General features: G+C 70.5%; 8 protein-coding genes. 6 read left to right on the forward strand and 2 right to left on the reverse strand.

Annotated elements, in window-relative coordinates:
* The first annotated feature begins 194 nt into the window (after nucleotides 1-194).
* The 3 genes from AB0J80_RS05875 (at nucleotide 195) to AB0J80_RS05885 (ending at nucleotide 6,074) form a co-directional block, all read left to right on the forward strand.
* Nucleotides 195-4,466, forward strand: a complete 4,272-nt coding sequence (locus AB0J80_RS05875) for a GH92 family glycosyl hydrolase (protein ID WP_364700839.1) — start codon at nucleotides 195-197, stop codon at nucleotides 4,464-4,466.
* Between the two features lie 117 nt (nucleotides 4,467-4,583).
* Nucleotides 4,584-5,009: a PPOX class F420-dependent oxidoreductase gene (locus AB0J80_RS05880; RefSeq protein WP_364700841.1), complete on the forward strand. Its 426-nt coding sequence runs from the start codon at nucleotides 4,584-4,586 to the stop codon at nucleotides 5,007-5,009.
* A gap of 267 nt (nucleotides 5,010-5,276) precedes the next feature.
* Nucleotides 5,277-6,074 (forward strand): methyltransferase domain-containing protein, encoded by a 798-nt coding sequence (locus AB0J80_RS05885; protein WP_364700843.1) that lies wholly within the window; start codon nucleotides 5,277-5,279, stop codon nucleotides 6,072-6,074.
* 216 nt (nucleotides 6,075-6,290) lie between these two features.
* Here AB0J80_RS05885 and AB0J80_RS05890 read toward each other — a convergent pair whose 3' ends face one another.
* Both AB0J80_RS05890 and AB0J80_RS05895 read right to left on the reverse strand, forming a co-directional pair.
* Nucleotides 6,291-6,638, reverse strand: a complete 348-nt coding sequence (locus AB0J80_RS05890) for a DUF488 family protein (protein ID WP_364700845.1) — start codon at nucleotides 6,636-6,638, stop codon at nucleotides 6,291-6,293.
* A 203-nt stretch (nucleotides 6,639-6,841) separates the two neighbouring features.
* Nucleotides 6,842-10,081, reverse strand: a complete 3,240-nt coding sequence (locus tag AB0J80_RS05895) for a GH92 family glycosyl hydrolase (protein ID WP_364700847.1) — start codon at nucleotides 10,079-10,081, stop codon at nucleotides 6,842-6,844.
* A 171-nt stretch (nucleotides 10,082-10,252) separates the two neighbouring features.
* Between AB0J80_RS05895 and AB0J80_RS05900 the strand changes: the two genes are divergently transcribed.
* From AB0J80_RS05900 to AB0J80_RS05910, 3 genes are read left to right on the forward strand one after another with little or no spacing between them, the layout of a single operon-like run.
* On the forward strand, nucleotides 10,253-12,994 hold the full coding sequence (locus tag AB0J80_RS05900; RefSeq protein WP_364700849.1) for an EAL domain-containing protein: 2,742 nt from the start codon (nucleotides 10,253-10,255) through the stop codon (nucleotides 12,992-12,994).
* Nucleotides 12,995-13,028: 34 nt separating this feature from the next.
* Nucleotides 13,029-14,021, forward strand: a complete 993-nt coding sequence (locus tag AB0J80_RS05905; protein WP_364700851.1) for a GNAT family N-acetyltransferase — start codon at nucleotides 13,029-13,031, stop codon at nucleotides 14,019-14,021.
* A gap of 10 nt (nucleotides 14,022-14,031) precedes the next feature.
* Nucleotides 14,032-14,646 carry an alpha/beta fold hydrolase gene (locus AB0J80_RS05910; protein ID WP_364700853.1) on the forward strand — a complete coding sequence of 205 codons (615 nt, stop codon included), beginning with the start codon at nucleotides 14,032-14,034 and terminating at the stop codon, nucleotides 14,644-14,646.
* Nucleotides 14,647-14,735 lie beyond the last annotated feature (89 nt).

A 14,735-nucleotide genomic window follows, 5' to 3' on the forward strand; every position in this document is an offset into this window, starting at 1 on the left:
CGACACCTTCGCCCCTTGGACCATAGGCCTAGGTGAAGGGCGGGGGCAAGGGCTTCGCGGCCGCAAAATGACATCGATGTCAATCGTGGGCGATCGTGTGCGGTGAAGCCTTGCGGATCGATGCACTTGCACGTGACGATGTGTCGCGGATGTTTCCGCGTCCACTTCCCCCCAGCCTGCGACAAGGAGACGGCATGCACCGGCCACGATGGGGTGTCGCCCTGATATCCGTCAGCCTCATAGCGGCGGCCACGGCTGTCGCCACCGGCGGCGCGGCCCATGCGGCGGCGGCCACCACGTTCCGGTCGTCTTTCGAGGCCGACGATCCGCAGCCGGCCTGGACCGACTCCGTGGAGGGCGATCGCAGCAGCGGCGTCGACGGCACCGTGGTGGTCGGCATGCCGGGCAGCTTGCGTGCGCATGTCACCGCGATCGCGGCGAACGCACAGCCGAACCCCAACGAGGGCGTGAACAACCTCAACGACGGCGACGCGGCGACCAAGTGGCTCGTCGACACGCCGACGAGCTGGGCCCAGTACACCCTGGACGCCCCGGCGACAGTGGTGAAGTACGCGCTCACGTCCGCCAACGATGCCCCCGAGCGTGATCCGCGGGACTGGACGCTGGAGGGTTCGGCGGACGGCACGAGCTGGACCACCGTGGACACGCGCACCGGGCAGACGTTCGACCAGCGGTTCCAGACGAAGACCTTCACGGTCGCAAACCCGGCCTCGTTCCCGATCTACCGCCTGAACATCACCGGCCACCCGTCGGGCAACCTCACCCAGCTGGCGGACCTCGAGCTCGCCGACGCCAACGTCACCACGCCGCCGGCCGGGCCGATGCAGAGCCGGGTCGGTAACGGGCCGGCCAGCTCCCCGACCGCCAAGGCCGGCGTGGGCTACACCGGGCTGAAGGCTTTCCAGATCGCCGGGCGGCACACCGCAGAGGGCCGCGGGTACTCGTACAACAAGGTCTTCGACGTCGATGTCGCCGTCACGGACGACACCGAGCTTTCGTACCTGGTGCTTCCCGAGTTCAACCGGGACGACCTGAGCAACCCGGCGACGTACACGGCGGTGGACCTCGCGTTCACCGACGGCACCTACCTGTCGGACCTGAAGGCGGTCGACCAGCACGGCGTCGTGGTCAGCCCGGCCGCGCAGGGTGCGTCGAAGACGCTCTACACCTCGCAGTGGAACAAGCGGACGAGCCGGATCGGCAAGGTCGCCGAGGGCAAGACCATCGACCGGATCCTGGTCGGCTACGACAAGCCCGGCGGCCCGACGAGCTTCCGCGCCTGGTTCGACGACATCACGATCGCAGAGGCCGCGCCCGCACGTCCCCGGGCACACCTCTCCGACTACGCCGAGACGCGGCGCGGCACGCAGTCGTCGGGTGACTTCTCCCGCGGCAACAACTTCCCGGCGACCGCGGTTCCGCACGGCTTCAACTTCTGGACCCCCGTGACCAACGCCGGCTCGACGTCGTGGCTGTACGAGTATCACCGCCAGAACAACGCCGCCAACCGGCCGACGCTGCAGGCGTTCTCGACCAGCCACGAGCCCAGCCCGTGGATGGGTGACCGGCAGACGTTCCAGGTCATGCCTTCCGCGGCCACCGGTACGCCGGACGCCAACCGCGCCAACCGGGCGCTCGCCTTCGGGCATGAGAACGAAGTCGCGAAGCCCTACTACTACGGCGTCACGTTCGACAACGGCATCAAGACGGAGATCGCACCCACCGACCACGCGGCGCTGCTCCAGTTCACGTTCACCGGCGACAGCTCGAACCTCATCTTCGACAACGTCGACAGCCGGTCGGGGCTGACCATCGACGCGGCCAACCGTACGATCACCGGCTGGTCGGACGTCAACAGCGGCGGCCTCTCCGCCGGCTGGACCCGGATGTTCCTCTACGCGACCGTGGACGCCCCGATCAGCGCGAGTGGCATGCTGCCCACCGGCAACCGTCCGTCGACCGGCTACGTGAAGGTCGACACCACGCAGGACAAGTCGGTGACCCTGCGCATGGCGACGTCTCTGATCAGCGTCGCCCAGGCGAAGCACAACCTGGACCTGGAGGTGCCTGGCGACGCGACCCTCGCCTCGGTCCGGGACAAGGCTCAGGCCGCGTGGGACGCCAAGCTGGGAACCATCGAGGTGGAGGGCGCCTCCGAGGACCAGCTCGTCACCCTCTACTCCAACCTGTACCGGCTGTTCCTCTACCCGAACTCGGGCTACGAGAACACCGGCACCGCCGAGAACCCGGCTTACAAGCACACCGTCCAGTCCGCCGTCACCAGCCCGGCCAGCTCCCCCACGGAGACCGGCGCGCCGGTCAAGGACGGCAAGGTGTACGTGAACAACGGCTTCTGGGATACCTACCGCACGACGTGGCCGGCGTACTCGCTGCTGACCCCGTCGGCCGCGGGCGAGATGGTCGACGGCTTCGTCCAGCAGTTCCGCGACGGTGGCTGGATCTCGCGGTGGTCGTCTCCGGGCTACGCCAACCTCATGGTCGGCACCAGCTCCGACGTCGCATTCGCGGACGCGTACCAGAAGGGCGTACCGGGCATCGACGCCGAAGCGGCCTACCAGGCCGCGGTGAAGAACGCGACCGTGACCCCGCCGAACCAGAATGTGGGCCGCAAGGGTCTCGCGACGTCGATCTTCAAGGGCTACACCCCGAGCGACGTCACGGGCGAGGCCATGTCCTGGGCCATGGACGGCTACATCAACGACTTCGGCATCGCGAACATGGCCGAGGCGCTGGCGAAGAAGGGCGGTCCCAAGGCCGAGGAGTACGCCGAACAGGCCGAGTACTTCCGTAACCGGGCGCTGAACTACGTGAACATGTTCGACCCGTCGGTGGACTTCTTTCAGGGCAAGGACTCCGCGGGCAACTGGCGCAACTCGCCGTCGACGTACGACCCGCGGGTCTGGGGTTACGACTACACCGAGACCGACGGCTGGAACATGGCGTTCCACGTGCCGCAGGACGGGCAGGGTCTCGCCAACCTCTACGGCGGCAAGGATGAGCTGGCGAAGAAGCTCGACACGTTCTTCGCCACTCCGGAGACGGCCGGCTTCCCCGGCTCCTACGGCGGCACGATCCACGAGATGCTCGAGGCCCGCGACGTGCGGATGGGCCAGTGGGGCTTCAGCAACCAGCCGTCGCACCACATCCCCTACATGTACGACTACGCGGGTCAGCCCGCGAAGGCGCAGAAGATCGTCCGCGAGGCGCTGTCGCGGCTCTACCTCGGCAGCGAGATCGGCCAGGGTTACCCGGGCGACGAGGACAACGGCGAGATGAGCGCCTGGTACGTGTTCAGCTCGCTCGGCTTCTACCCGTTGCAGATGGGCAGCCCGGCGTACGCGATCGGCTCCCCGCTCTTCACCAAGGCGACCATCAACCTGCCGGGTGGCAAGAAGATCGTGGTGAACGCCCCGGATAACAGCGCGAAGAACGTCTATGTGCAGTCGCTGAAGGTGAACGGAAAGGCCTACACGTCGACATCGCTGCCGCACTCGGTGCTCGCTGACGGCGCGGTGCTGGACTTCGCGATGGGTTCGGAGCCGTCCGCCTGGGGCACCGGTGCGGATGCCGCGCCGCCGTCGATCACCACCGGTGAAGCGGTGCCGAACCCGCTGCGTGACCTGACCGGTCCCGGCAAGGGCACCGCGTCCGACCCGGCGCTGGTGGACGACACCTCCGGCACCCGGGCGGTGTTCGACTCTGCGACGCCGTCCTGGCAGTACCAGTTCGCCAACGGCGGCGAGCAGGCCGACTACTACACCCTCACGTCGGGTGCGGTAGCGGGCGACCCGAAGGCGTGGAAGCTCTCCGGGTCCTACGACGGGACGACGTGGACGACGATCGACGAACGGTCGGACCAGACGTTCGAGTGGCGGCTGCAGACCAAGCCGTACAAGATCGCCAAGCCGGGCCACTACGCCTACTACAAGCTCGACGTCACGGCGAACACCGGCGAGGCGACCACCACGCTGGCCGAGGTGGAGCTGCTCGGCAAGCCGGCCCCGGCCTGCACGACCACGATCGCGGACAAGGTGGTCGGCGCGGTCTCCGTCCGCTCCGGCGTCACCTGCATCAAGCAGGGTGCGACGGTGACCGGCCTGGTGTCGGTGTCGAAGGGCGCCTCGCTCTATGTCTCCGGGGCGACCCTGCGGGCGGCGGTCACGGCGACCGGCGCGGGCACGGTCTCGCTGCTGCACACCACGGTCACCGGGCCGGTCACGGCGACCGGATCCGGCCCGGTCCTGCTCGAGCACTCGACCCTGAAGAGCCCGGTCACCTTGCTCAACAACCGCAAGAGCACCGTGGTCGCGGCGGACACCGTGACCGGGGCGCTCACCTGCGCCGGCAACCAGCCGGCTCCGGTGAACAACGGCATACCGAACACGGTGAGTGGCCCCCGTCTGGGTCAGTGCGCCCGGCTCTGATGGTTCTCTGAGCATGCTCAGGAGCCTATGAGCGGGTGGTCTGAATGATTCTTACGATTCGCTGACCGATGAGCGCCGCGGTCCCAGCCGGGACCGCGGCGTTCTAGTGTGAGAACCATGCCGGACGAAGATCTGTGGGCCGCCGTCGTTGCGGCCGACCTCTGCACCCTCGCCACGATCAAGAAGGACGGGCAGCCGCAACTGTCCGACGTCAACTACACGGCTGATCCGACGACGCGAATCCTGCGCATCTCCACCCGCGCGTCCCTGGCGAAGGTCCACAACCTGCGTCGCGATCCCCGGGCGACACTGCGCGTTGGCCCACCGGAAGGCGGCTATGTGGTGGCGGAGGCGACGGCGTCGTTCTCGCCCCCGTCGGCTGACGAGCACGACGCGACGGTCGAGGAGCTGATCGATGTCTATCGCCTCATCGCGAAGAAGGAGCACCCCGACTGGAACGACTATCGCCGCGCAATGGTGGCTGATGGCCGCCTGGTGCTGAGGCTGAAAGTGGAACGCCTCTACGGCTGGCTCATGCCCTGAGGCGATCCGGTCGAAGGGCCGAGTGGACGACGGCCCGGGCAGACGACGGCCCAAGCAGATCAACGCCCGAGCAGACCAACGCCCGAGCAGACCAACGCCCGAGCAGACCAACGCCCGAGCAGACCAACGCCCGAGCAGACCAACGCCCGAGCAAGCCAAGGCCCGGGTGGACGGAGGGCGAACTGATGCCGGCCATGGGAGGGCCCCGACGAACGGAAGAGACCTTGGCGCCGGCGAACGTGGCCCTCATCCAAAGGAAGGCGGGATGTGACGGAGGACCGGGGATACCTGCTGAGCAATCAACAGGCGGAGGCGGGCGCTCGCTTCGACGCGCTGGCGACGCTGTTCGATCCTCCCACCTTCCGGCGTTTCGAGGAGCTGGGGATCACCGGCGGCTGGCGGTGCTGGGAAGTGGGTGCGGGGGGCTCCAGCGTGCCGGCGTGGCTGGCCACGCGAGTGGGCCCGGCGGGATACGTGCTCGCTACCGACATCGACGTCTCGTGGCTGACAGCGGCGGCTGAGGCCGGCTGCGAAGTCCGTCGTCACGATGTCGGCGTCGAGCCGCCGCCGGACGGCGGGTTCGACCTGGTGCATGCGCGACTGGTGCTTGTGCATGTGCCTCAGCGTGCGGCGGCGCTGACCGCGATGATCGCGGCTCTGCGACCCGGGGGACGGCTACTCGTGGAGGAGGCGGATCCGATGATGCAGCCCCTCGTGTGCCCCGACGAGTCCGGGCGGCCACAACAGCTGGCGAACAAGCTGAAACGCGACTTCCGCACCCTGATGGCCCGGCGCGGCGTGGACCTAGCGTACGGACGGACGTTGCCTCGCATCCTGCGTGAGGCGGGGCTGACCGACGTCGGAGCCGATGCCTTCTTCCCCATGACCGGCGCTGCGTGCGATCGGCTCGAGCATGCCACCGTGACGCAGATTCGCGACAGGTTGACCAGCGCCGGCCTGGCTACGGAGGACGAGATCGAGGAGCATCTGAGCAACGTCACTGCGGGCATTCTCGACCTCGCCACCTCACCGATGATCGCGGCCTGGGGAACGAAGCCGGCGTGACTGGCCCGCATGCGACGGCCAACGGGCGGACAGGAACGCGGCACCTACAACATCGTCGCCGCTGCGCCGACGGTGGTGGCGGTCGCGGCGTCAGCGACAGAGACAGCGCAACGACGGAGGCAGCGTCAGCGACGGTGGCGGCACCCTGTCCGGGGGCTCTCACCAGGGAGGTCGGCGCGGAGATCAAGGCGGTCACCCGCAACGACCCGTGACCGTCTAGGAGCTGAGAAACCCCGCCAGCACGGCCGCGTGGTTGCGGTCGGGTTCCGCGCGGGCGGCGTACAGCAAGGTCACGACCGAATGCCGCGCACCGAGCTCCCGGAGCTCGGCCACCGCCGGGTTGTCCTCGAGCTCGCTGCGGTAACGGGCGGCGAACTCGTCGAAGCGCCCGGGCTCGGCGTGGAACCACGTGCGCAGGTCGCTGCTGGGCGCGACGTCCTTCAGCCAGAGGTCGAGCCGGGCACGCTCCTTGGAGACACCGCGCGGCCACAGCCGGTCGACCAGCACCCGGAAGCCGTCCTCGGGGGACGGTTCGTCGTGGATGCGCTTGACCTCGAAGACCACTCGCCGACCATACGCCCGAGGGGCGTGTCCTGCCGATCATGACGGCCTACGACGGGCCCAGCTTCAGCCTTGCTGCGCATGACGAAACCTGGGCTGGCGCGCGACCAACGTGGGTCTCAAGGTCGTAGCGGGCGGTCCGGATGGAAGCTGACCAGGCGCGATCCAGTCGGCGAAGCCCGCCGCCATGATGGGCAGGAGACGCCTCAGGCCAGCGTCAGGGCGTACACGTGGAATCGGGGGTCGTTCGGCAGCGTGACCGACCGGATCTGCTTGCCCGACGCGATCGGCAGTGACGCCGCGAACAGGCTCACCGGAGGGCCGTCCACTCCCTGGCCGGCCTTGATGCGGTGCGGCATGGCGAGCACCGTGGTCGTTCCCGCGGCCGGGCTGCCGCACCAGTCGGCGATCGTCAGCGTCGCCGGGGCGGACGTGCCGTCGGTGTAGCCGATGGTCAGGGCCGCCGTGACCGGGCCGTTGTGGGTTGTCGCGACCAGCTTCACCGCGCTGTGGTCGCCGGCCGGCAGCAGCAGGGACTGGCCGCGCGCCTGCACGAAGTTCTTCGCCGTGCCGCGCGGGTCGGGGGCCTCGTAGGTGACGCCGCCCCAGGTCACCGGGCCGGGCGCGGGGAGCAGGTCGGCGTCGTAGCTCCAGCCGCCGCCGTCGAAGTTGCCCTCCGCCGGGGATGCGACTGTGGCCGTACCGTCGGCGTTGCGTTCCGCCGACAGGTCGATCCGGCAGGTGTCGCCGCCGGCGACGCAGGTGGTCGGGGGCGCGACCGCGATGGTCGCGGTCCGCTTGACGGTGTTCGCTGCGGGGGCGCTGACCTGGACCTCGATCGGGTACGCCCCCACAGCCGTCCCCGCCGGCGCCTGCACGGTGACCGTGGCCGTCGTGCCGATCGGCAGGTGCCGCGTCACCAGGACCTTCGGCAGCTTCGGGGACACCGACACGGTCCAGCCCGACGGGGCGGTCGCGGTGACCCTGGGTGCGATGGCGACCGGCGCCTGTGCGACCACGTCGACCTCGAACGTCGCCTTCTGCGCGGTCGGCGCGCCCGCGGGCAGGGCCGCGCTGGCCGGGCGCACGGCCGCGTCGACGTGGGTGCGGCTGTCCGCGGGTGCCTGGTTCACTGAGGGCGGCTGGGCGGCGACCGACGTGCCCCACGCGGAGGGGGTGGTGCCGACGGTGTGGGCGAGGGTGCCGCCCCGGGCGATCTGCGACCAGTCGACCCAGCTCTTGGCCAGGTTCCTGCCGTTCAGCCGGACCCGCTGGATGTAGCGATTGCTGTCCGAGACGCCCGGGGCGGAGATGGTGAGGGTGCCGCCACCGGTCCGCACCTTGGCGGACGGGAACTGCGGGCTGGAGACGGCGAGGAAGTTCGCGCCGCTCATGGTCGGGTAGAGGCCCAGCGACGAGAACACGTACCAGGCGCTCATCGTGCCGAGGTCGTCGTTGCCGGTCATGCCGTCGGGGCCGGTGGTGAAGAGCGTCATCGCGGCCCGGACCACGGTCGCGGTCTTCGCCGGGTCGCCCGCCCAGTGATACAGGTACGGCGCCAGCAGGTCGGGCTCGTTGTTGGGGTTGTACGTGGCCTTGGCGTAGTAGTCGTACGGGCTCGCGATCCACTCGGTGCGCGCGGTGCCGGCCGGGTCGGTGAGCAGCTTGTCGTACGCGAAGAAGTCGTCGAGCCGCTTCTCCGTGGCCGCCCGGCCGCCCATCAGCTGCACGAGACCGGCCGGGTCCTGCGGCACCAGCCACTGGTACTGGTACGCCCCGCCCTCGTGGAACTGCTCGGACGCCGCCACCGGGTCGTACGGCGTCAGCCACGTCCCGTCGACCGTGCGGGGCCGGAACTGCTTGATGGAGGAGTCCCACAGGTTGCGGTACCACTGGCCCCGCCCGGCGAACAGCTTCGCGTCGTCGGTCTTGCCGAGCCCGTCGGCCATGAGGGCCAGCGCGGCGTCGGCGGCGGCGTACTCGAGCGTGGCGGAGGCGGGGTGGACGCAGTCATTGTCGCCGCCCTTGTGCACGCAGTCCTTGCCGAGCACCAGCCCGGACGGGATGTAACCGCGGTCGGCGTAGTAGTCCTGCCCGGTGCGCCCGTTGTACGGCGAGTCCGCGGGCGGCTGGGCGGTCGCGTTCTTGCGCAGCAGCGCGTACGCCTCCTCCTCATGCCCGGAGAGCAGCCCCTTCGACCAGGCCTCGACCAGGAACGGGGTGACCGGGTCACCGGTCATGATGTTGGTCTCGCTGTTCGCCAGCGCCCAGCGCGGCAGCCATCCGCCGTCCCGCCCGATGGCCACGACCGAGAGCGCGACGTTGCGGGCGACGTCCGGTGCCAGCAGCTCCAGGAGCTGGTTCTGCGGCCGGTACGTGTCCCAGAGCGAGAAGTTCTGGTACGGCGTGTAGCCCTGGGCGGTGTGCGCCTGCCGGTCGAACCCGACGTAGCGGCCGTCGACGTCGCCGGCCAGGTTGGGGTGCAGCAGCGAGTGGTAGAGCGCGGTGTAGAACGCGCTGCGCCGGTCCGCCGGGCCACCGCCGATCTCGATGCGGCCGAGCTCGTCGACCCAGGTGTCGCGCAGCTTCGCGCGGGTGGCGTCGAAGTCGTAGGAGTCGCCGGTCTCGGCGGCCAGGTTCTTGCGGGCCCCGTCCGCCCCGGTGTACGACAGCGCCACCTTCACCACCACGTCACGGTCCGCCGTCGCGTCGAAGGTGACGAAGGCGCCGTTGCCCCCGCTGCCCGACGCGTCCCGGGAGCCGTTGCTGATGGCCGAGCCGCGCCACGTGCCGAAGGCGGTGAACGGCCGGTCGAAGCTGGCGGTGAAGTACACGGTGTGGTCGTCCTTGCCGGCGCAGAAGTTGCCCGCGTGGACCCGGCCCTCGACCGTACGGTCACCGACGACGTGGATCTCGGAGTCGAAGACGGACTGGTTGGCCTTGCCGGTGTTGAACAGGACGTTCGCGGCATCCGTGGCCGGGAACGTGTAGCGCTGCCAGCCGGTGCGCGGGGTGGCGGTCAGCTCGGCCCGGGTCTGGTACTTCGCCAGGCCGACCCGGTAGTAGCCCGGCGACGCCTCCTCGTCGTCGTGCGAGTACGGCGAGCGGTACGAGTTGGGGTCGACCGTGGTGACGGCGCCGGTGGTGGGCAGCATGGGCAGCTCGCCGGCGACCCCGCAGCCGACGCCGGAGAGGTGCGTCTGGCTGAAGCCGTAGATGCTGTTCTGCTGGTAGTCGTAGCCGCCCTGCCCGCCGGTGTCCGGGCTGACCTGGACCATGCCGAACGGCGCGCTGGCACCGGGGAAGGTGTTGCCGAAGTTCTGCGTGCCGACGAAGGGGTGCACGAGGTCGATCGGGGCCGGCTCGGCGGCCGCGGCCGGGCTGGCGTGCAGCACCGCGGCGCTCAGGAGCAGGGCGGTCGAGGCCGCAAGGAACCGACGGGCCATGTAATCCTCCGGTCAACGACGTCATCGTGCCGTGACAACGTTGTCACGAGACAGAGATTCGTGTCAATGCACGCTCGGTGACTCGTCCCATCCCCCGGGCAGAAGTCCTCAAGTACCGGCACCCCCGACCCGATCACGGCGGATACAGCAGTAGATCCGGAGAGGAAGCCCATGCCCCCCACCCCGCTGGCGCCGCCGCCGTTGCAACGGTGGGCGCGCCTCTGCATTGCGGTGGCCGCGGTGGTGGCGGTGTTCGGCACAGCGCTCAGCACCGGCGGCCCGGACCTGCGCCAGGCGGTCTCGAACCTGGGCCTGTGTGCCGCGGCCATCGCCGCCGCGGCGGCCTGCCTCGTCCGTGCGGCGACCGTCCGCGGACGCAGTCGCGCCGGTTGGGCGCTGATCGGCCTCGGCGTGCTCTCCTGGGGCCTCGGCCAGGGCTACGGCATCTATCTGTACGCGTTCCTCGGCTACCAGCCCCTGCCCTCCCCTGCCGACGTCGGCTACCTCGGCATGGTGGCCCTGGCGCCGGCGGGTCTCCTCGTGCTTCCGGTCGCCAGCCAGGGCATGGCCAACCGGGCCCGTACCGTGCTCGACGGCCTCATGGTGGCCGCGTCGCTCATGCTGATCGCCTGGATCTTCGTCGTCGACCCGCTCATCGTGGCCGGCAGCGACAGTGCACTGGCCCTCGTCGTGAGCCTCGCCTACCCGCTCGGCGACGTCGTCCTGGTGACCATCGTCGTCTACATGCTCGCCCTGCAGCGCCGCCGCGGGCACGACTTCGCGCCCCTGGCGCTGGTCGGCGCCGGCAGCGTCGCCTTCGCCGTCTCCGACATCGCGTACGCGTACCTGCAGCTCATCGACGCCTACACCACCGGGGGCGCGATCGACGTCGGCTGGTTCGCGGGCTTCTGCCTCATCCTGCTGGCCGCCGGCCGGCCCGCGCCTGGGCTCGCCGGCACCGCGACGCCCCACGGGAGCGGGCAGCCCTACGGGGTCCTGCTGCCGTACGTCGCCGTGCTGGCCGCCCTTGTCACGAGCGTGTTCTGGCGCACCGGGCACAACAGCGCGTTCGTGACCTACAGCTGCTCGACGCTGATCCTGCTGATGGTCGGGCGGCAGGTCCTCACCCTGCTGGAGAACCGCGGCCTGACCCGCGGCCTCGAGGCCCGCGTCGCCGACCGCACCGCCGAGCTGTACGCCAGTGAGCAGCGCTTCCACGCGCTGGTCCAGCACAGCTCGGATGTGGTGACCGTGGTGGGCACCGACTCCGAGGTGCTGTACCAGAGCGAGTCGGTCCAGCGGGTCTTCGGCTACCCGGCGCGGGCTCTCACCGGCCGCCGCCTGACGAACGTCATCGAGGCCGAACAGGCCGCACACCTCGCCGACGCGCTGCGCTCGGTCAGCGGTACCCCGTACGCGAGCACGGTCCTCGAAGTGACGCTGCGCCACCGCGACCGCCGGGAGCGGCAGGCCGAGATCACCATCACCAACCTGCTGACCGACCCGAACGTGGGCGGCCTGGTGCTGAACACCCGGGACATCAGCGAGCGCAAGGAGCTGCAGGAGCAGCTCGTGCACGAGGCTTACCACGACGGGCTCACGCAGCTCGCCAACCGGGCGCTCTTCCGCGAGCGGGTCGCCGAGGCGCTGGAGCACCGCGGCGACGACGACGTCACCGTGCTCTTCCTGGACCTCGACGGGTTCAAGGAGGTCAACGACAGCCTCGGACACCTTGCCGGCGACAAGCTGCTGGTGCAGGTCGCCGCCCGGCTCCGCGACGCGGTCCGCGACGGCGACACCGTGGCCCGCTTCGGCGGCGACGAGTTCGCCGTCCTGATCCGCTCGGAGCAGGGCGCGGGCGACGCCGAGGGCGTGGCCCGGCGCATCGTCGACGCCCTGCACGAGCCGTTCCCCATCGACCAGCGCGAGCTGCACGTTCGCGGCAGCATCGGCCTGGCGTCCTCCGCCGACCTCGGCGCGGGCGCCGGCGACGGGCAGGCGGACGCCGCCGAGCAGCTCATGCGCAACGCCGACCTGGCCATGTACCGCGCGAAGAACACCGGCGGCAGCGGCTTCGCGGTCTACGACCCGCAGATGCTGGCCGGCCTCGTCGAGCGTCTCGAGCTCGAGGCCGACCTGCGCCTGGCGCTGACCCGCGGCGAGCTCAAGGTGCACTACCAGCCCACGATCGACATGGCCGACAGCCGGGTCGTCGGGTTCGAGGCGCTGGTGCGCTGGCAGCACCCGGTCCGCGGGATGATCTCGCCGATGGCGTTCATCCCGCTCGCCGAGGCGACCGGCCTCATCGTGCCGCTCGGCCGCTGGGTGCTCACCGAGGCGTGCCGGCAGGCCATGGAGTGGGCCCGGCAGAGCGGGCAACCGCCGGTCAAGATGGCCGTGAACGTCTCGGTCCGCCAGTTCGACCGCAGCGACCTGGCCGCGGTGGTCCGCGAGGTGCTGACCGAGACCGGCATGCCGGCCGACAAGCTGTGCCTCGAGATGACCGAGAGCGTGCTGATGACCGACACCGAGGAGAACCTCGCGCAGCTCGTCAGCCTCAAGGCGCTCGGCGTGACCCTGGCGATCGACGACTTCGGCACCGGCTACTCGTCGCTGGCGTACCTGCGCCGGTTCCCGGTCGACACCCTCAAGATCGACCGCTCGTTCGTGGAGCGGCTCGGCGAGCAGACCGACGACGCGGCCCTGGCCGGCACGATCGTCCAGCTCGGCCAGAGCCTGGGCATGTCCACGGTCGCCGAGGGCATCGAGGAGTACGGCCAGCTCGCCGCCCTGCGCGCGATGGGCTGCACGTTCGCCCAGGGCTTCTACTTCTCCCGCCCGGTGCCCGCCGGGGAGGCCGGCCGGCTGCTGCTCGAGGGCGCGGGCGTCAGCCCCGCGGCGATATCCGGTTGACCGATCTCGATGCGGAACCGCACGCTTCTGCGTCGTGACCGACGAACCCGCCCTGCGCCAGCTCACCCCTGAGGACGCGGCCGAGTACCACGCCCTGGTGCAACGCAACGCCGCCCACCTGACCCGGCACGGCGACTACCGCGAAGAGGTCGCGGCCACCCTCGACGAGGTCACCGCGCGGCTGACCGAGCCGGGACCACTGCGCTACGGCGTCGTCCTGGGAGACCGCCTGATCGGCCGGGTCGACCTCATCGCCGTCGACCCGCCCCGCTACGGGCTCGGCTACTGGCTCAGCGAGGATGCGACCGGTCACGGGTACGCGACGAAGGCGGTGGCCGCCGTGCTGAGGCACGCCCGCACCCTGGCCGCCACCGACGTCTATGCCGGGGTGACCCACGGCAACGACCGCAGCGTCGCCCTGCTGCGCCGGCTGGGCTTCACGAGGGCGGCGTCGTTCGACTCGTACGACCGCTACCACCTGGCCGTAGCCCCGGAGATCCGAGAGCTCACCGAGCCGGACGTCGCCACCATCCCCGCCGCCTTCGCCGCGCTCGGCTGGCCCGGCAAGGAGGAGTCGCAGTATCGCCGCTACCTCGATGAGCAGCGACGGGGGAAGCGCGTCGTCCTCGTCGCCGTCCTGGACGGCCGGTTCGCGGGCTACCTGACGGTGGAGTGGGACAGCGGTTACGCGCCTTTCCGCGACGCGGGGATCCCTGAGATCACCGACCTGAACGTGCTGCCGTCCGTGCGGCGCCGGGGTGTCGCATCGGCGCTGCTGGACCGTGCGGAAGGCCTGATCGCCACGCGCTCGCCCACCGCGGGGATCGGCGTCGGCCTCTACGCCGACTACGCCGCCGCCCACCTGCTGTACCTGCGCCGCGGCTACCTGCCCGACGGGCGCGGCGTCGCGTACGGCGGCAAGCCCGTCGAGCCGGAGGCTCCGGTCCGGGTCGACGACGCCCTGGCGCTGATGATGACGCGACCCCTCACCGGTACCTCAGGGGATGTTCCCAGCTCGAGCGGGTAAACAGGAGCGCGTGAACGCACCTCGTCTCGACGTCTCCGGTCCGGCCGCCCGCGCCCGGGCGGTCGTGCTGTTCCTGCACGGCGGGAGCGAGACGAGTGTCGCCCCGGCCCGGCGCGGGCCGGCGTACCTGCGGATGGTGCCGTTCGCCCTGGCCGTCTCTGCGCGGATGCGGGGGCGGGACGTCGCCGTGTGGCTGCTGCGGTATCGCCTGCGGGGCTGGAACGGCGCCGCCGAGGATCCGGTGGCGGATGCGCGGTGGGCGCTTGCCGAGGCACGTCGCCGGCATCCGGGGGCGCCGATCGTGCTGGTCGGGCATTCGATGGGCGGGCGGGTCGCGCTGCGGCTGGCCGGGGAGCCGGATGTGGTGGCCGTCTGCGGGCTGGCGCCGTGGATCGAGCCCGGGGAACCGGCGCCGCGGCCCGGGGCTCAGGTGCTGATCGCGCACGGCGCGGCCGACCGGGTGACGAGCCCGGCGGCGGCGGCTGCGTACGCGGGCCGGATCGGCGCCTCGTTCGTGCCCGTGCCGGGTGAGACCCATGCGCTGCTGCGGCGGCCGCTGTTCTGGACGCGGCTCGTCAGCGGGTTCGTGGCCGAGGCGCTGGGGACCCGGCCGGCCGTGCGCTGACCGTCGATTTTCGGCAACGGTTGTCTCCCGCGGGACAGCGCGGGGTGCAACGCGCCTACCTGCGAAGACTTCGTGTGTCGCCGGCAACG

Source organism: Actinoplanes sp. NPDC049548, from assembly GCF_040676695.1.
Classification (GTDB): domain Bacteria; phylum Actinomycetota; class Actinomycetes; order Mycobacteriales; family Micromonosporaceae; genus Actinoplanes.